The organism is Halospina sp. K52047b, from assembly GCF_008709855.1.
In the GTDB taxonomy this organism is placed as follows: Bacteria; Pseudomonadota; Gammaproteobacteria; order Pseudomonadales; family Oleiphilaceae; genus Halospina; species Halospina utahensis_B.
Genome location: NZ_VYJH01000004.1, coordinates 21,838 through 39,106, shown reverse-complemented (window position 1 = coordinate 39,106; position 17,269 = coordinate 21,838). Strand labels below are relative to the sequence as shown.

General features: G+C 64.0%; 20 protein-coding genes. 13 read left to right on the top strand and 7 right to left on the bottom strand.

Translation table 11 applies throughout. The features are described 5' to 3' along the window. Positions 1–7: 7 nt before the first annotated feature. From F3089_RS06840 to rsmD, 5 genes are all read right to left on the bottom strand, one after another. Entirely contained in the window at positions 8–427 is a 420-nt protein-coding gene (locus F3089_RS06840; protein WP_151440085.1) for an RNA-binding S4 domain-containing protein, read from the bottom strand. Between the two features lie 7 nt (positions 428–434). Then, positions 435–1,106 carry a GMP/IMP nucleotidase gene (gene yrfG / locus F3089_RS06835; protein ID WP_151440084.1) on the bottom strand — a complete coding sequence of 224 codons (672 nt, stop codon included), beginning with the start codon at positions 1,104–1,106 and terminating at the stop codon, positions 435–437. Beyond that, positions 1,099–1,431, bottom strand: coding sequence for a hypothetical protein (locus F3089_RS06830; protein ID WP_151440083.1), 333 nt, complete (start codon positions 1,429–1,431; stop codon positions 1,099–1,101). The genes yrfG and F3089_RS06830 overlap by 8 nt, the downstream gene beginning before the upstream one ends. 85 nt (positions 1,432–1,516) lie before the next feature. Further along, positions 1,517–2,326: a bifunctional DNA-formamidopyrimidine glycosylase/DNA-(apurinic or apyrimidinic site) lyase gene (mutM, locus tag F3089_RS06825; RefSeq protein WP_151440082.1), complete on the bottom strand. Its 810-nt coding sequence runs from the start codon at positions 2,324–2,326 to the stop codon at positions 1,517–1,519. A gap of 3 nt (positions 2,327–2,329) precedes the next feature. Beyond that, on the bottom strand, positions 2,330–2,920 hold the full coding sequence (gene rsmD, locus F3089_RS06820; protein WP_151440081.1) for a 16S rRNA (guanine(966)-N(2))-methyltransferase RsmD: 591 nt from the start codon (positions 2,918–2,920) through the stop codon (positions 2,330–2,332). 124 nt (positions 2,921–3,044) lie between these two features. Between rsmD and ftsY the strand changes: the two genes are divergently transcribed. From ftsY to F3089_RS06790, 6 genes are all read left to right on the top strand, one after another. Beyond that, positions 3,045–4,202, top strand: a complete 1,158-nt coding sequence (gene ftsY / locus F3089_RS06815) for a signal recognition particle-docking protein FtsY (protein ID WP_151440080.1) — start codon at positions 3,045–3,047, stop codon at positions 4,200–4,202. Between the two features lie 25 nt (positions 4,203–4,227). After that, a complete protein-coding gene (gene ftsE, locus F3089_RS06810) occupies positions 4,228–4,917 on the top strand; it encodes a cell division ATP-binding protein FtsE (protein ID WP_151440079.1) in 690 nt (229 codons plus the stop codon). Beyond that, positions 4,910–5,890 carry a permease-like cell division protein FtsX gene (ftsX, locus tag F3089_RS06805; RefSeq protein WP_151440078.1) on the top strand — a complete coding sequence of 327 codons (981 nt, stop codon included), beginning with the start codon at positions 4,910–4,912 and terminating at the stop codon, positions 5,888–5,890. The genes ftsE and ftsX overlap by 8 nt, the downstream gene beginning before the upstream one ends. Positions 5,891–6,001: 111 nt before the next feature. Then, the gene (rpoH, locus tag F3089_RS06800) at positions 6,002–6,856 is read left to right on the top strand and encodes an RNA polymerase sigma factor RpoH (RefSeq protein ID WP_095616223.1); all 855 of its coding nucleotides are present in this window, start codon (positions 6,002–6,004) and stop codon (positions 6,854–6,856) included. 174 nt (positions 6,857–7,030) lie between these two features. Beyond that, positions 7,031–7,711, top strand: coding sequence for a response regulator (locus F3089_RS06795; protein ID WP_151440077.1), 681 nt, complete (start codon positions 7,031–7,033; stop codon positions 7,709–7,711). Next, complete coding sequence (locus F3089_RS06790; protein ID WP_151440076.1) at positions 7,698–9,116, top strand: HAMP domain-containing sensor histidine kinase; 1,419 nt, start codon at positions 7,698–7,700, stop codon at positions 9,114–9,116. The genes F3089_RS06795 and F3089_RS06790 overlap by 14 nt, the downstream gene beginning before the upstream one ends. Positions 9,117–9,132: 16 nt before the next feature. Here the strand turns inward: F3089_RS06790 and F3089_RS06785 are convergent, their stop codons facing one another. Then, positions 9,133–9,408: a hypothetical protein gene (locus F3089_RS06785; RefSeq protein ID WP_095616226.1), complete on the bottom strand. Its 276-nt coding sequence runs from the start codon at positions 9,406–9,408 to the stop codon at positions 9,133–9,135. Positions 9,409–9,521: 113 nt separating this feature from the next. Between F3089_RS06785 and greB the strand changes: the two genes are divergently transcribed. The 3 genes from greB to F3089_RS06770 all read left to right on the top strand — a co-directional run bounded on the left by greB (position 9,522) and on the right by F3089_RS06770 (position 10,892). Then, entirely contained in the window at positions 9,522–10,022 is a 501-nt protein-coding gene (gene greB / locus F3089_RS06780; protein ID WP_151440075.1) for a transcription elongation factor GreB, read from the top strand. 88 nt (positions 10,023–10,110) lie between these two features. Next, on the top strand, positions 10,111–10,551 hold the full coding sequence (locus F3089_RS06775) for a hypothetical protein (RefSeq protein ID WP_151440074.1): 441 nt from the start codon (positions 10,111–10,113) through the stop codon (positions 10,549–10,551). 68 nt (positions 10,552–10,619) lie between these two features. Beyond that, entirely contained in the window at positions 10,620–10,892 is a 273-nt protein-coding gene (locus tag F3089_RS06770) for an acyl-CoA-binding protein (protein WP_151440073.1), read from the top strand. A gap of 10 nt (positions 10,893–10,902) precedes the next feature. Here the strand turns inward: F3089_RS06770 and F3089_RS06765 are convergent, their stop codons facing one another. Then, a complete protein-coding gene (locus F3089_RS06765; RefSeq protein WP_151440072.1) occupies positions 10,903–12,819 on the bottom strand; it encodes a serine/threonine-protein kinase in 1,917 nt (638 codons plus the stop codon). A gap of 242 nt (positions 12,820–13,061) precedes the next feature. Here F3089_RS06765 and tagH point away from each other — a divergent pair, with 242 nt between their 5' ends. The 4 genes from tagH to icmH are packed head-to-tail and all read left to right on the top strand — an operon-like array spanning position 13,062 to position 17,264. Beyond that, positions 13,062–14,186 (top strand): type VI secretion system-associated FHA domain protein TagH, encoded by a 1,125-nt coding sequence (tagH, locus tag F3089_RS06760; RefSeq protein ID WP_192497290.1) that lies wholly within the window; start codon positions 13,062–13,064, stop codon positions 14,184–14,186. Beyond that, positions 14,186–14,629 carry a type VI secretion system lipoprotein TssJ gene (tssJ, locus tag F3089_RS06755; RefSeq protein WP_151440070.1) on the top strand — a complete coding sequence of 148 codons (444 nt, stop codon included), beginning with the start codon at positions 14,186–14,188 and terminating at the stop codon, positions 14,627–14,629. The genes tagH and tssJ overlap by 1 nt, the downstream gene beginning before the upstream one ends. An 11-nt stretch (positions 14,630–14,640) precedes the next feature. Then, positions 14,641–15,966, top strand: a complete 1,326-nt coding sequence (gene tssK / locus F3089_RS06750; RefSeq protein ID WP_151440069.1) for a type VI secretion system baseplate subunit TssK — start codon at positions 14,641–14,643, stop codon at positions 15,964–15,966. Positions 15,967–15,989: 23 nt separating this feature from the next. Next, positions 15,990–17,264 (top strand): type IVB secretion system protein IcmH/DotU, encoded by a 1,275-nt coding sequence (gene icmH, locus F3089_RS06745; protein WP_151440068.1) that lies wholly within the window; start codon positions 15,990–15,992, stop codon positions 17,262–17,264. Positions 17,265–17,269: the final 5 nt, after the last annotated feature.

Here is a 17,269-nt window from a genome sequence, read left to right as displayed (position 1 = left end):
TGGCTCGCTAATGGGACATCTGGTTTTTCACGCGCTGCAGTTCGCGGCGCTGCTTCTTGTTCGGGCGGCGCGCGGGTGGGTGCTCGGCGGCGACCATCATGCGACGGCGCCAGGCGTTGTCCTCCCGCTTTTCCTTGCTGGCTTCGGTCTCGGTATAGAGCATCTCGGCCTGGGGGGCGCTGCCGCGCTTCTCGCTGAGTTCATCGATGATGACTTCGAACGTGGTCGAGCCCTTGTGCACCTGCACTCTGGCGCCCCTGGTGACGAACTTGCCCGCCTTGGGGCGTTGGCCCTCGTAGCGGACCTTGCCGCCCTCAATGGCCTCGCGGGCCAGGGTGCGGGTCTTGAAGAAGCGCGCGGCCCAGAGCCATTTGTCGAGTCGAACGCGTGCGGAGCTGGAGTCGGATTGGTCGCCCTTTTTGCTCATGGGAGCATTATACCGGTTGGGGCGGTGTGATCGGAAGGAGCGTCTCGAAGCGTTCCAGCGCTGGCCAGCGGCCCTCCGGAAGGGGGTCGCGCTGGCTGTCAGGCTGGTGAATGCTCAACAGATGCCTGACGCCGAAGGTCTCGGCGGCGCTCAGGGCGGTGTGGTTATCGTCGATCAGGACTGTGGTCGCCGGGTCGAAGGGCTCGCTGGCGTGCAGGGCGGGCCAGAACGCCGGGTCTTCCTTGGGTCGGCCGAAGCTGTGCGTGGTGTGGATGGCATCCACCCACTGGTCCAGGCCGGTGCGTTCACGCTTGAGGTCCAGTCCGCCACGGTGGGCGTTGGTAACGATCACAGTGCGGCAGTGGGACGCTTTCAGCGCGCGCAGGAAGGCCGGCGCGTCCGCCCGGAAGCGGATGCGATCCCCCACCTCGTGCTTGAGCTGGCTCACGTCCATGCCCAGGCGGTTGCTCCAGAAATCCAGGCAGTACCATTCCAGTGAGCCCTTCAGGCTCTGGATGGTTTCGTGGATTTCCCGGCTGGCCTGCTCCGGTTCAACGCCCCGGGTCTCCGCGTAGCGGGCCGGGAGATGGGTGAGCCAGAAGTACGTGTCGTAGTGGAGGTCCAGAAGGGTGCCGTCCATGTCGAGCAGGACGGTCTGGATGCGCTCCCAGTCAATCATCGCCCGGGTTGACGACCTCGCCGGCATTGCGTCCGGAATGGGTGCAGCCCAGGCAGCGCACGAAGGTGGCCTTGGCCGGGCCGACCACCAGGGTCTCGCCCACCTCATCGGCATTGCCGCCCAGCGCCGAGAACGGCAGCGTTACGGTATGCACGACACTGCCCACCACGGTGGCGCCCAGCAGCAGCGGGCGGGCGATGACGGCGTCACCGACCATGGCCAGGGCGGAGGGTTTCTCCTCAACGCGCTGGGCCTGTGCGGGACCGGCGAACGCCATGAAACCGCTCAGGAGGGCGACGGTAACCAGTGTGCTCAGCTTTTTCATCAGGTGTCTCCGGGACTGTGTGATACTGCCTCCACTATGGCCCAGATACGCGTTTTTTCAAGTCCTGACGCTATCGGAAGCGGACTCAGCGCTGACAGCGGCTGCAGAAGACTGTACCGCGCTGGCCGATAACCCGGTGTCGCAGCGGCTGTCCGCAGTGGTGGCAGGGTTCGCCCTCGCGGCCGTAGACAGTCAGTGACTGACGGAAGTAACCGGGGTTGCCCTGGCTGTCCGTAAAGTCGCGCAGGGTGGTGCCACCCAGCTCAATGGCATTCGCCAGAACCTCGCGGATGGCCTCCGCCAGCCTGCGGTAGCGCGCCCGACCCACGCGGCCGGCCGGGCGCTGGGGGTGGATGCCGGCCATGAACAGGGCCTCGGAGGCGTAGATGTTGCCCACGCCCACCACGATCGCCGCGTCCATGATGAACGCCTTGACCGAGGCCCGGCGCCCCCGGCTCAGCCGGTACAGGTGGTCGCCGTCAAAGTCCGGCTCCAGTGGCTCCGGGCCGAGCTTTGCGAGCAATGGGTGCTGTTCCGGGTCCGTGCTCCAGAGCCAGGCCCCGAAGCGGCGCGGGTCGTTGAACCGCAGAATCCGTTCCGCCAGCGGTATCTCCACATGGTCGTGGGGCCGACGGGGTTCCTCCGGCGGGCTCAGGCGCAGGCTGCCGGACATGCCCAGGTGAACCAGGGCGGTGCCGCGTGCATTGCGCAGGAGCAGGTACTTGGCGCGCCGGCCCACCGCGGTGATGGGCGTGCCGATCAGCTGCTCCGGTAAGTCCGCCGGAATAGGCCAGCGCAGGGATGGGTTGTGGATACGCACCTCCGGGGGCGTCACACCCTCCAGCCAGGGAGCGACACCGCGCCGGGTGGTTTCGACTTCGGGCAGTTCCGGCATGGGTCAGGCCACCTCGAACAGGCTGTAGGCGACCTGGCCCGCCTGTTTGCGCCGGGCCAGAGTCCAGTCCGGCGGCACAGAGGGTTCGTGATCGCTTTCGTGTTCCACATAGACGCGGGCATTGTCCGCGAGCAGGCCGGAGGCTGCCAGGGCCTGACAGACCGGTTCGATCAGGCCGGCCCGGAAGGGCGGGTCCATGAACACAATCCGGTAGGGCCTGGTTTGTTCCGGCGTCCTGAGCCAGTTCAGGACGTCCTGCCTGGTCACGGACCCTCCGCTTGCCTCGAGGGTGGTCAGGTTCTGATGGAGTGCACGGCTCAGGTCGGCGCTCTGCTCCACAAAGGTCACGCTCTCTGCCCCGCGTGACAGGGCCTCGAGCCCAAGGGCCCCGCTGCCGGCGAACAGGTCCAGGCAGTGGCTGCCCGGCAGGACCGGCATGAGCCAGTTGAACAGGGTCTCGCGCACCCGGTCCGGCGTGGGGCGGACGCCGTCCACGGCAGGGAAGGTGAGTGTGCGGCGGCGCCATTCACCGCCGATCAGGCGGACCTGGCCCTGGTCGTTACGCCGGCCCCGGCGCTGGTTGCGTGATGCCATGCTGTGTTCGCTTTTTGGACGGCCCTGTTGCGGGCCGGTAGAATAACCCGCCTTGACCGCGCCCGACCAGTTTCCCCGATGGTCGGCCAATGGCACCGATGAACCATGGGCAGGATTGAACGCCATGAACGCAGAACTGATTTTCAACGCCCTCTTCGTGCTTCTTGTCGCCTGGTTTGTGGTGGACCTGGTGCGAAGCCGGCAGCAGATTCCGAGGCCGCCCAGGCCGCCTGAACGCCAGCAACGGGAGTCAGCGGCAGAAGCGCCGGCACAGGTTCCCGAGGTGGAAGCACCTGCAGAGCCGGCGCCTGCTGAGGCTGAACCGGCCCCGGCTCCCGAACCGGAACCCGAGGAGCCGGTCAGCTTCTTCCAGCGCATGCGCGAGGGCCTGGGCCGTACCCGTGGCCAGCTGGCGGACGGCCTGGCCGGCCTGTTTGCCAGCAACAAGAAGATCGACCGGGACCTGCTCGAGGAGATCGAGAACCTGCTGCTCACCGCCGACGTGGGGATGACGGCGACCACCGAGATCATCGACAGCCTCACGGAAAAGCTCGAACGCAGCGAACTCAGGGATTCGGACGCGCTCTTCCAGGCCCTGCGCGAGGAGCTGCACGGCATTCTGGAGCCCTGCACCACGCCCCTGGAACCGGAGACGGAGAACAAGCCCTTCGTGATCCTGATGGTCGGCGTGAATGGTGTGGGCAAGACCACCACCATCGGCAAGCTGGCACAGCGCTACCAGAGGGATGGCAAGAGTGTGATGCTGGCGGCCGGTGACACCTTCCGTGCCGCTGCCGTGGAGCAGCTCCAGGTCTGGGGTGAGCGTAATAACGTGCCGGTGGTGGCCCAGCACACCGGCTCCGACAGCGCTTCCGTCATCTATGACGCGCTGGAGTCCGCCCAGTCCAAGGGCACGGACGTGCTGATCGCCGATACCGCCGGCCGGCTCCAGAACAAGGACAACCTGATGAACGAGCTGGCCAAGGTCGTTCGGGTCATGAAGAAACTCGACCCCGAGGCACCGCACGAGATCATGCTGGTTCTGGATGCGGGCACCGGCCAGAACGCGCTCAGCCAGGCCCAGACGTTCCAGGAGGCTGTGGGCGTGAGCGGTGTGACCCTGACCAAGCTCGACGGCACCGCCAAGGGTGGCATCATCTTCGCCATTGCGCGTCAGTTGGGACTGCCGATACGCTACATCGGCGTGGGTGAGACGGCCGACGACCTGCGCCCCTTCGCCGCGGACGAGTTTGTGCAGGCGCTGTTCGACGGTCGGGAATGATCCGGCTCCCGGAAGATGAGGCGCGATGATTGAATTCCGCCAGGTAACCAAGCGCTATGAGCAGCAGTTCACGGCGCTGCGGGGTGTGAGCTTCGCGCTCGGGCGCGGTGAAATGGCGTTTCTCACCGGCCATTCCGGCGCCGGCAAGAGCACCCTGCTCAAGCTTATCATGCTGATGGAGCGCGCCACTGCTGGCCAGGTCCTGGTGGGTGGGCAGGCGCTGGAGAAGACCCCGCGCCGGCGCATTCCCTATATCCGCCGCCATATCGGGGTTGTCTTCCAGGATCACCAGCTGCTTTTTGACCGCACCGTCTTCGATAACGTGGCCATGCCCCTGCAGGTGACGGGCGTGCCGCCCAACGAGATTGGCCGGCGTGTGCGGGCGGCGTTGGACAAGGTGGGCCTGCTGAAAAAGGAGCAGCTCAATCCCATCAGCCTCTCTGGCGGCGAGCAGCAGCGTGTGGGCATTGCCCGGGCGGTGGTGAACAAGCCGCCACTGCTGCTGGCGGACGAGCCGACGGGTAACCTGGATCCGGCCCTTTCTTCCGAGATCATGGACCTGTTCCGGGAGTTCAGTCGGGTGGGCGTCTGCGTGATGGTGGCGACCCATGATATCGGACTGATTGAGACCATGGCTCAGCGCACGCTGGAGCTTTCCGGTGGTGAACTGGTTCAGGATGGTCTGCCGACGGCGCTGGAGACCCGGCATGGCTGAAACACGCCAGCAGACCTCCCGTGGTGCCGCCAAAGCCCGCACGCCCTGGCGGGACCAGCTCCGCAGCTGGTTCAGCCACCACCGGCGCTCAGCGCGCGACAGTGCGGCCCGCCTGCGCAACGCACCGCTGTCCAGCCTGATGACAGGGCTTGTTATGGGGATTGCGCTGGCCCTGCCCACGGCCCTGTTCCTGATTATGGCCAGCATCCAGCAGATTGGTGGCGGCTGGGAGCAGGCTGGCCGCCTGAGTGTCTATCTCACCCCGGACGCGGGCATAGAGCGGGCGGAGGCACTGGCCGACCGTTGGATTGAGAACGCCGCGGTGGGTGATGTGACGGTCATCCCGCGGGATGAGGCCATGGAAACCATGCGCTCCAGCAAAGGACTCAGCGGCACGCTGGACTTTCTGGATGGAAATCCGTTGCCGCATACCCTGGTGCTGACGCCGGACCGTGCCTACCGGGAAGCCTCTGCTCTGGAAGACCTGGCGGAACGCCTGCGTCAGGCGGACGGAGTCGACGAGGTAAAGCTGGATCTGGCCTGGTTGCAGCGTCTCAACGCCATGGCGGAGGTGCTCGGCCGGGCCACTCAGGCGCTGGCGCTGCTGCTCGTGGTGGGCGTGGTTCTGGTCATTGCCAATACCGTCCGCCTGGCGATCGAGAGCCGTCGTCGCGAGATCATCGTGGCACGCCTGGTGGGAGGCACGGACAGTTTCGTGCGCCGGCCTTTCCTCTACACCGGCCTCTGGTACGGCGCACTGGGGGGGCTGCTGGCGTGGTGGCTGGTGGAAGTGGCATTCTGGTGGCTGAGCGGTCCGGTTGGTCGCCTGGCGGAGCTCTACAACAGTGGGTTTGAACTCCAGAGGCCGGGCATCGATGAAGTGGTTCTTCTGCTCGGCTGCGCTGTTGTGCTGGGATGGCTCGGGGCCTGGTGGGCGGTGCACCGTCATCTCCGGGCCGTGGAACCGGAATGATCCCCTGTCCGGGATACTCCGTATAGACATACGGGGCTTGAAAACGTATTAAATGATCATATATTGGATTCAGACTCTTTGTCGGGAGACAATGAACAGAGGGGGAGCACCATGGGTACAGAACTTCAGCTCAGTCACAATCTGGTGCCGGGTGCCAACCTGGAGAGCTACATCCAGACCGTCAGCCAGATTCCGGTCCTGAGCGTGGACGAGGAACAGAACCTGGCCCAGCGGTTTCAGGAGCACGGGGATATCGAAGCCGCACGGCAGATGGTTCTGTCGCATCTGCGGTTTGTGGTTCACATTGCACGCAGCTATTCCGGGTATGGCCTGGCCCAGGCGGACCTGATCCAGGAGGGCAACGTTGGCCTGATGAAGGCGGTCAAGCGCTTTGATCCGGGCTATGGCGTGCGCCTGGTTTCCTTTGCCGTGCACTGGATCAAGGCCGAGATCCACGAGTTCATCCTGCGCAACTGGCGCATCGTGAAAGTGGCCACCACCAAGGCTCAGCGGAAGCTGTTCTTCAATCTGCGCAGCTCCAAGAAGCGTCTGGCTTGGCTCAACAACGATGAGACCGAGGCCGTGGCGAAGGATCTGGGCGTTGAACCGAAGGTTGTCCGTGAGATGGAAGGCCGTATGGCCTCCCACGATATGGCTTTTGATGCGCCGACGGATGATGACGACGAGACTGGCTGGCAGGCGCCCGTTCACTATCTGGACGACAAGCGCCAGGACCCTGCCACTCAGCTGGAGCAGGCCGACTGGAGTCAGGACTCCAGTGAACGGCTCGGCCACGCTCTGTCGGCGCTGGACGAACGCAGTCAGGATATCCTGCGCCGGCGCTGGCTTGGTGAGAACAAGGCCACCCTGCATGAGCTGGCCGATGAGTATGGCGTTTCCGCCGAAAGGATCCGCCAGCTCGAGAAAAACGCCATGAAGAAGATCCGCACCAGCATGGTGGCCTGAGCGCCGCCGTCAGTCGCGCATCTGTTGAAAAAGGCCGCTCCTCCGGGAGCGGCCTTTCTGTTTGGGGCCTATCAGCCTTAAAACATGGTAACTTTGCCGGTAAGGTACCTCGCCCGTAACCTGCAGGCGATCTGTTAATGTTTTTCATAGCCTTTTGAAAAGGGGGATTTCGGGGTGCGTGTACTGGTGATTGAAGACGATCAGGATGTGGCGGATTATCTGAACAAGGGGCTCCGTGAGAGCGACTATGTGGTCGACCATGCCACCGACGGCAAGGAAGGCATGACCATGGCAGCGTCGGGGGACTACGACGTGATGATCATCGACCGGATGCTGCCGGGAATGGATGGCCTCAACATCATCAAGACCATCCGTGCCACCGGCAACCAGACCCCGGTGCTGATCCTGAGCGCGCTGGGTGATGTGGACGCCCGGGTGGAAGGACTGCGCGGAGGCGGTGATGACTACCTCACCAAGCCGTTCTCCTTCACTGAGCTGCTGGCTCGGCTGGATGTGCTCGCGCGGCGGGCCCGCAGCGGTGGCGAGACCGAAACGGTGCTGAAAGTGGCGGACCTGGAGATGGACCTGCTGGCCAGGACCGTCAAACGCAATGGCATGAACATCGACGTCCAGCCCCGCGAGTTCCGGCTGCTGGAATACCTGATGCGCCATGCCGATCAGGTGGTGACCCGCACCATGCTGCTGGAGAAGGTCTGGGACTACCACTTCGACCCGCAGACCAACGTCATTGATGTGCACATCAGCCGCCTGCGTTCCAAGATCGACAAGGGGTTCGAGAAACCGTTGCTGCAGACCATCCGTGGCGCCGGGTACATGCTTCGTGACGATACTTAGCCAGCTCCGAACCTCCACGTTCCAGGTCGCGATGCTCTACATGGTGGTGTTCGCCACCTCCGTGTTCATACTGCTGGCGTTCATCTACTGGCGCACTGCCGGGTTCATGATGGAGCAGACCGACCAGACCATTGAGGCGGAAATCGCCGGTCTGGCGGAGCAGTACCGGTCACGTGGCATCAATGGCCTGATGAACGTGGTACGGGAACGGGTGGCACGCGATCCGGACGGCCAGTCCCTGTACCTTTTTGCCACCGAAGACTATCTCAAGCTTGCCGGCAACCTGCCCAAGTGGCCGGAGAGCGCACGCACGGACAACGGCTGGATCGACTTCACCCTGGATGAGTCCATGGGCTATGAGGATGAAGAGCGACGGGCCAGGGCGCGGGTGTTCGAGGTCCAGGGCGGACTGCGCCTGCTCGTGGGGCAGGACATCAGCGAACTCACCCGTGTTAAAAGCCTGATCGAGACGGCCATGAACTGGGGAATGGGGATTTCCCTGGGTCTGGCGCTGATCGGCGGTTTCCTCATGAGCCGGAGCACCACGCGGCGGATCGAGGTGATCAACCAGACCGCCTACCGGATCATGCACGGCGATCTTTCCCAGCGTGTGCCCACGCGCGGGACTCAGGACGACTTTGACCAGCTGGCGGACAATCTCAACCAGATGCTCGACCGCATCGAGTACCTGATGGAAGGCATCCGGCATGTATCAGACAGCATTGCCCACGACCTGCGGACACCACTGACCCGGCTCCGGAGTCAGCTCGAGAATACCCTGATCAATCTCAAGGACCCCGATGTCCAGGACCAGGTGGGCGAGGCCGTGGCCGAAGCGGACCAGCTGCTCGGGACCTTCAACGCCCTGCTGCGCATTGCGCGGCTGGAGACCGGTGGCAAGACGCTGCAGAGCGAGCCGCTGGAGCTGGGCACACTGGTAACGGATGCGGTTGAACTCTACGAGGCACTGGCCGAGGAGAAAGACCAGGTTCTTGACTATGAGGTCGGGGAGGAGGTGTCGCTGCTTGGCGACCGGGACCTTCTGTTCCAGGCGGTCAGCAACCTGATCGACAACGCCATCAAGTACACCGACGAAGGGGGGCGTATCGGGGTGGCGGTGCGGCGTGAAGGCGGTCAGGCGGTCCTGGAGGTGGCGGACAGCGGCGATGGCGTGCCGGACCACGAAAAGGAGAACATCTTTGGTCGCTTCTACCGGGTGGGCAAGAGCCGGTCACAGCCCGGTAACGGACTCGGGCTCAGTCTGGTGAGTGCCGTGGTGGAGCTGCACGAGGGCCATATTGGCCTGTCGGATGCCGAGCCCGGTGCCGAAAGGCCGGGGCTCAAGGTCACGCTCTATCTCCCGGCTCAGCCACCGTCCGGGGACAGTGGCGAACGGGAGCAGTAACAGGGGCCTGACGGGGTCAGGCGCTCTTGCCACTGATCAGGCCGCGGACTGTTTCGGTCGCGGCGCGAGCCGGGCGGAACGCCAGTTCGGCCGCATTCTCGGCGATCGCCCGGTAGCGTGCCGTGCGGGCGTTCAGGCTGTCCATTTCTCCCTCGAACCGGTTCTTTTCAGCCATCATCAGGGCCGCCAGGGTATGACGGTTGACCCGGTTGGTGATGCCGAAGTTTTCGAGTTCATAGCCGACACGATCAAGGCCGTTCAGCGCCACTGCTGTCAGTTTCTTGGTATCCATGGGAATCACCTCTGATTGGGTTCCTGCTTCAGTCTGGCGGAAGACTACTGCGAATGATTAGAGTGCACAACCTAACAACCGCCATTATGGGCCAGTGATCCACGGGAGGAGTCATGGGGCGTTACCGGCCACCGCGCGAACGCGGTTCCCTTTACATCACACCCGAGGGCGAAAGGGCCCTGCGAGAGGAGCTGCGCTATCTCTGGAAAGAGAAACGCCCGGCGGTGACTCAGGCCGTCAAGGAGGCGGCCGCTCAGGGGGACCGTTCCGAGAATGCCGAGTACATCTACGGCAAAAAGCAGCTGCGCGAAATCGACAGCCGGGTGCGCTTTCTCAGCAAACGCCTGGACGAGCTGACGGTGGTGCGGGAGTCTCCCCATGACACCAGCCGTGTCTTCTTCGGTGCCTGGGTCACGCTGGAGGACGACGAAACGGGCGAGGAGGTACGCTACCGTCTGGTCGGGCCTGATGAGTTCGATGTGAGCCAGGGGCTGCTGAGCGTGGATGCGCCCTTTGCCAGGGCCATGTTGCGGAAACGCCTGGATGACGAAGTAGTGCAGAACACCAGCGACGGCGAACGGCTGTGGATCATCACGGCGATTGATTATCCCTGAATGCCGGGAATGCGAGCGTGTTGGCGATTTTCTGACCGCAGGCGCGGTATCATGGGGCTCTGAATCCGCTGGATAGGGAGCATCCGGTATGCCGGCCCAACACCGCAGTCACGTTTACTGGCTCAGCGGCCTCATGATGGCGTTTACAGGTGCGCTGTGGGCACAGGAGGCTGCCGAGGATGGTGAAAGCACCCTGGCTACCCCGCGTGAGCGCTCGACTCCTGAAAGCATCCAGTTCACACCGGTGGGCGAGGAACAGCTGGGGGACACCACCATCCGGGGTGCGTTGGGGCCGCCCTCCGCTGGCCTGGTAGGCCCGGATACGGAGGTCCTGGTGGAGCCTGTGTACCTGAGTGATGATCTGCGCCGGGCCCTGAATCTGGAGCGGAGCCAGCTGGAACGCCAGTGGGAGCAGTTGATCGGGCCCATCATGGACAGACCCGCAACGCCGCCGCAGGTCCAGTACCCCGGATTCCAGAACCGTACCTACGATCCCGGTTCCACCACCAGCACACAGGTGCGGGAGTAACGGCCAGTGTCATTCATGGGTTTTTCTGGTAGTTTCCGGGAAAACGACCGATAACAAAGAGGTAGCGCATGAGTGACCTGAAACAGCAGTTCGACGAAGCCGTCAACTACGTCCAGACCGCGGAGGGGGACTTCAAACCCTCCAATGACCTCAAGCTCCAGTTCTATGCACTGTACAAGCAGGCCACCGAAGGCGATGTGAAGGGCAAGAAGCCCGGCATGCTGGATCAGGTGGGCCGGGCCAAGTACAGCGCCTGGGAAAAGCTCAAGGGCACCGGCTCCGAGGATGCCATGCAGCAGTACGTGGATCTGCTGGAAAGTATGAAGCAGAAACACGGCTGAGGCGCGGGATTCAGGGCGATGCCTGGGCCTGCCGCGCCAGGTTGGTCGCCCGCTCCAGAAGGGGGCCGGCTGATTCCAGCCGCCGCTCATCCAGTCTTTCCCGTGCCTGCTGCATGTAGCGGTTCGCTAGGCTCTGGCGCAATTCACGCAATCCGGCTGTGTTCTCTGTATCACCGGTCAGGGCCTGTACTTGCTTGAAGACAGCATCCAGTTCCGCGACGCTCCCGGCCTCAGCAATCGCTTCTTCCAGCCTCTTCAATTGCTGTTCCGGCGCCCGCGTGGCAGCCTCCGGGGCCGTCTTGCCCAGCGATAGACCAGCCTGCACACGGGCCCAGGCCAGGAGGGCCGCAAGATTCTGATCCTTCCGGAATACCCTGTCGCCCATCGCCACCAGGTTCGCGAGCCCGGACGTGTCGTGTTGCGCCATGGCACGCTCAAGCGCGGCTCGATAGTTCCCCCTGATGTCCGGACCCGGTTCCGGGATTTCCGCTGCCAGCAGGGCAAGGCGGTCATGAAGGTCTGTCAGGGATTGGAGCGTGTCCCCTGCCATGAAGTCACCCCGGGCCAGTTGCTGGCGCCACTGGTCCTGCAGGGCGTTCACCAGTGAGGCGCGACGCTGCAGGAACTGCTCGCGGTACTCGGTGATGGTGGCGTGATTCGGGTAATGCTGTTCGGCTTTTGCAACCGTGTCGAGCGTTTCCGGAATCCGTTCAAGTTCGCCCTCCTGAAGGGCTTGGGTCCCCTGCTCGATGGCCCGGGTGTAGTAGTTGCTCAGCATGGGTTCGCGTTGCCTCAGCACGGCATGGCGTGCCAGTTCCGGAAGCGCGGGGAGGGTGGTCAGGACCTGGCGGGCCCCGGTTTCGTCAGACAGCAACCCCAGATCCTCGAGACGGTCCTCGAAGGACAGATTCTTGTCGGTGCCCATGCCCAGGCCGGCATGGGCGCCGGCCAGGGTCAGGCTGGCCAGAAGTCCGCCGGTGGCCGCGGCCACGGGGACCCGCCAGCGCGGGGGGCTGACCGCGCGTGCCCAGGTGGCCATGCTTGAGTCCGGGTTGCTCTGGCGCAGCAGGGGCCGGATAACGCGCCAGACGCGCCTGGGGAGGTGTCTGGGGCGCTTAAGGGGGTAATCGGCCCTTTCGGCGTCGGTCAGTTCCCGCCGGTCAAACGGGTGGCGGGTGCTAACCAGTTCGTAGGTGATGCAGGCCAGCGCGTACAGGTCATCCCGGGCCGTGGGCTCGTTGCCGGCCATCAGGGAGGGCGAGGCGTAGGCCGGGGTGTAGCCGAACATCCGGGTCTCGTCCTGCTGGCGTGGCGCGAGGTAATCCTCCATCTGGCGCTGGGGCTTGAGGGCGCGGGCCACCCCGAAATCCAGCAGCTTCACCTGACCGTCCCGCGTCAGGAAGACGTTGGAGGGTTTGAGGTCGGCATGGACAATGCCCTGGTCATGGGAGTAGCGGAGCGCATCCTGAACCTGGCGGATGATCCAGCGACAGCCTTTCCAGGGCAGCCCTCTCGGCCGGTGGCGCTGGATGAGGCGGGAAAGTGGTTCTCCTTCCAGAAGTTCCATCACGATGAACCAGGTCTCGCCGTCCTGCTCGAGGTCCTTGACCCGGATGATGTTGGGGTGGGCCAGACGCATGGAGCGGGCGGCTTCCCGGGCCAGCATCGATACGGCGTCGGGGTCGTGTGTCAGGGCCTGGCGAAGGATCTTGACCGCCACCTGGCAGTCATTGGAACCGGCCCGTTCAAGGTTTTCGTCCACGGCCCGGTAAACATCACTCATGCCGCCCGAGGCGATCAGTGCCTCGATCCGGTAGCGGTCCTTGAGGCGCTGGTTCAGCCGCGGGTGGCGCTCGGGAGTGCCTGTGAGGGTATGGTTGTCCGCCCCGATCTTGTCCGTGTGGGGCTGAATCCGTGTTGCGTCCATGCCGGAATCCCTTTCCTTGCAGTAGCGCGGAGGAGTCTAGCCAAGGGCGACTTACGCGGTCAATGCGGAAGTCTTAAGGTGTGATGCAGGGCATTGACAGCCTTATGGGGACTCAATAGCATTCGCGCTGTTCGCATCGTAATCGTGCCTGAATGCTGAACGGCAGCAGACGATCAGGGGCGGACGCAGGGAAGAACATCAGGATGACCCCGGGGAACCGGGTCCAGGGACAGGAGGGGCCAATGGAATTGGCACTTGCCATAACGAGCTACCAGCGACTCTCGCCGACCGTTACCAGCCAGTGCCGCTTTGGCGCTGAGCGACGGTACACCTTCGGGCGTTCCGAAGACTGCGACTGGCACCTGCCGGATCCTGAACGCGTCGTGTCGTCCGTTCACGGGGAAATTGTCTTCCGTGACGGAGCCTTTCACCTGCGCGACTGCTCCACCAACGGTCTGTTCCTCAATCATTCGGAAAGTCCGCTGGGTCAGGACGGGGAGACCGCCCTGAGTGACGGGGACTGCATGACCCTCGGGGATTATGAGATCAGCGTGGCGGTTGAACGCCCGGCTGTAGCCCCGGAACCAGCAGCGGTGGCAAGCCCCGTGCCGGAATCGGTACCGACACCGGCTCCGGACAGCGCCTCCATTTCCAACCCGATGGCGGATCTCGAAGACGCCTCAGACCCCATGGACAGTCATGTCACGCTGCCCGATGTTTCAATCCCCTCGGACTGGCAGTGGCAGGACGGTGCCACTGCCCCGCAGAGCGACGGCCGCGAAAGCGATGAGCCCCAGGGTGACCTCCGCCCTTTCCTCGAGGCGCTGGGAATGGAGTCCATGGCGGGACAGACGCTTTCCGACGAAGTTCAGCGGGAGCTGGGTGGACTGACCCGGCTTCTGCTGGATCAACTGATGACGCTGCTGCGTCAGCGTGCCCGTGAGAAACAGTCCCTGCGCGTCGAGCAGACCCTCTTCGAGCGCCGCGAAAACAATCCCCTGAAGTTCTCCGCAAGCCCCGAGGATGCTGTTGAGGCGTTGCTTGTGCGTCGCAGTGCAGCCTTCATGCCGTCACAGCGCGCGGTTGAGGATGCGTTCTCCGACATACGGGGGCATGACCGGGCCATGCTCAGGGGCGTCGAGGCCGTGGTCGGGGAACTGCTGGCGGACGGGACCGAGGGGCCCGCCGCGACACGCCCGCCGAAATGGGACCTGGTAAGCCGTGCCCGGGCCTATGGGGAGCTGATGGCCAGGCGTGACTGGCAACGCGAGGAATGGGGTGACACCGAGCGCATGATGCGTAGCCCGGTGTTTGCCGAGGCCTACGAGGCCGCTATTCGGGAACAGGAAGCGGAAGGGAATCGATAATGCGTTCAGGCTTGATTCTGGCGATGGTCCTGATGCTGGGTGGATGCGCCTTTTTCCATCCAGTGGCTGATGTGCGTGTGACAGCCGGGGAGTCGGTCAATCCGGATTCCGGAGAGCGGCCCTCCCCGGTGCTGCTTCGTGTCTATGAGCTCAGGAGCCGGGACGCCTTCCGGGATGCAGGGTTTGATGCTCTGCATGACGATCCGGAGGCTGCTCTTGGCGAGGACCTGGTGGGGATGGAGGAAACCATGCTGCGCCCGGGTGGGAGCTGGCAAACCGAGAGGGCGCTGCAGGAGGGAACCCGATATCTGGGCGTAACCGCCGCTTTTCGCAATATTGACGATGCCCGCTGGCGCGTGACCCGGCCAACGGACGGGATCTTCTTCGTACCCGGGATTGATCTCCGGGTGGACGGAGTCGAGATCAGGGACAGGGACGACTGAACGGAGTAACCATGACGGATGCAATGGCCAGGGTGGCCTGGTCGGAGGGCATGCTCCTCCGGCCCCAGCACTTCCAGCAGCAGGATCGCTTTCTCTACCACGCGGCCCGGCTCCGCCACTTTCACATGGCGCCGTATGGGTACGGTGTGAGCGAACTGAGCCTGGATGAGCAGCAACTGAACCTGGGGCAGCTGGGTGTGGTCAGCGCCAGCGGGGTGTTCCCGGACGGGATGCCCTTCAGTCTGGATGACAACGCCGGGCTGGTCCTTGAGGTGCCCGCGGACGCCCGCGATGAGGTGGTTTACCTGGCGCTGCCGAGCGAGCGCCAGAGTGGCACCAACATCGCCGGAGAGGGCGAGGGGGCGGTCGCCCGCTTTGTAATCAGGGATGCCGCCCTCACCGATGAGGCGCTTGCCGAGCATGAGCCGGAAACGGTGGGGCTCGCCCGCCTCAACCCGTGCCTGCGGCTGGGGCGTGAAGACATGGCAGGCTATGTGGCGATTCCCGTGGCCCGGATCATTGAAGTGGCCAACGAGAAAGAGGTTCGCCTGGACCGCCACTTCATTCCGCCCTGTCTGGACGTTGGTCGCATACCAGCGCTCACTTCGCTGCTCAATGAAACCCTCGCCATGATCCGCCAGCGAGGCGATGCGCTGGCTGGTCGCATGCAGAAGGGTAACCAGCAGTCAAAGACCCTTTTCGACATCATGATGCTGCAGACCCTGAACCGCTGGCAGCCCGCACTGGAGCACTGTGCCGAAAGCCCCGGTGTTCATCCGGAGGAACTCTACCGCACGCTGGTTACCCTGGCGGGAGAGCTCTCGACCTTCACCCGCAACGAAAAACGGCCCCCGGAACTGCCGCGCTACCATCATGAATCCCTCACTGAGACCTTTGGTGATCTGGGGGCGGTGCTCAGCCAGTCCCTGAGCACCGTGCTGGAAGAGACCGCGGTGGCGCTCAAGCTCGAGGAGGCGGATTACGGCATCCGGGTCGCGCCGCTGAACGACAAGTCGCTTCTGGAAAGCGCCCAGTTGGTATTGGCGGTTCGCACGGATCTCAGCACGGAGGAAGTGCGGCGGCGTCTGCCTGCCCAGATCAAGCTCGGGCCCGTGGAGCATATCCGCGAACTGGTGAACAGCCATCTCCCCGGTATTCCCGTCAGTGCTCTGCCGGTGGCGCCACGCCAGATCCCGTACCATGCGGGCTATCACTATTTCATGCTGGAGAGTGGCGGTGAGCGCTGGCGCCAGCTGCAGCACAGTGGTGGCCTGGCGGTGCACGTCTCCGGTAATTATCCGGGCCTGGAACTGGAACTCTGGGCCATACGCCGCTAGTCACGGATTGAGGAAACAGGGTCATGACGGATCAGACCGTTGTAAAACCCCGCCCCGGGGCAAGGAGCCAACCCCAGCCGGGCGGTGACGGGGACGGAACCCGGGTGGCGGCTCCCAGGCCCGCGCCGGAATCCTCCGACCTGCGCCTGCCTTCAACCCGGCTGGATCCCGTCTGCGATGAAGCTTCCCGCCTTCTGTCGCTGGCTGACCGGCTGGGGCGGGCCTCCGGTGTGGCGGATGTGGCCGCACTCAAACGCCAGTGCACGGGGCTGGTTGCCGAGTACCAGCAGGCGCTTGCCGGCCATGATGTCACGCCGGACACGGTGGATACCGCGTCCTACTGCCTGTGTGCGCTGATCGATGAGCTGGTGCTGCACAGTGACTGGGGGCAGGCCAGCGACTGGGCGGCCAGTTCGCTGCTCTCGGAGTTCCATTCCCAGACCTGGGCAGGGACGCATTTCTTCGAGCGTGTGGACCGGGCGAGGCGCGAGGGCAACCGGCCACTGCTGCGCCTCCAGTACCTGTGCCTGGCACTGGGGTTCCGGGGTCGGTTCCGGGTGGAGGAGCGTGGTTCGGAACAGCTGGAAGTCCTGCGCAATGGTCTGTACCGGGAAATCACCCGTGAGAATGAGGCCCAGGGTCAGCCGTTTGACACCGAATGGGAGAAACGCCTTTTTACCGGGACCAATCCGGTTCACCGGGTACCGCTCTGGTCACTGGGAGCCATTGCCGGTGGTGTGCTGCTGATCACCTATCTGGGGCTGAGCCATGTCCTGGGGCAGTATACGGAACCGGTTGCCGAGCGGCTTGCCGGTATTGGTGTTCCGGAAGCACCGCCCGCCGGCGATGCTGACGCGCAAGGGCCGGATACGCGCTATCTGGAACAGATTCTGGGGACCGAGATGGAACGGGGCCTGGTACAGCTGGAGTCGGAGGGTAATCGTGCCAGTCTGATTCTTGGCAACGAGGGGCTGTTTGCCCCTGGTTCCGCTGCCATCCATGAATCCAGCATGCCGTTGCTGGGCAAGATTGCCCGTGCCCTGGAAGGCACCGACAGTCTGATCCAGGTGACGGGGCATACCGACGACATCCCGATCAGCAGCGACCGGTACCCCTCCAACTGGCATCTGTCACTGGCGCGTGCCACAGCCGTTGCTGACTTCATGAGCGAGCGGGCGTCGCTGGAGGGGCGGCTATGGCCCGAAGGTCGGGGCGCGGCGGAACCCAGGTTCAGTAATGATTCGCCCGAGGACCGGGCAGGGAATCGACGGGTGGTGATCACCCTGACACCAAGGTAGGTAAG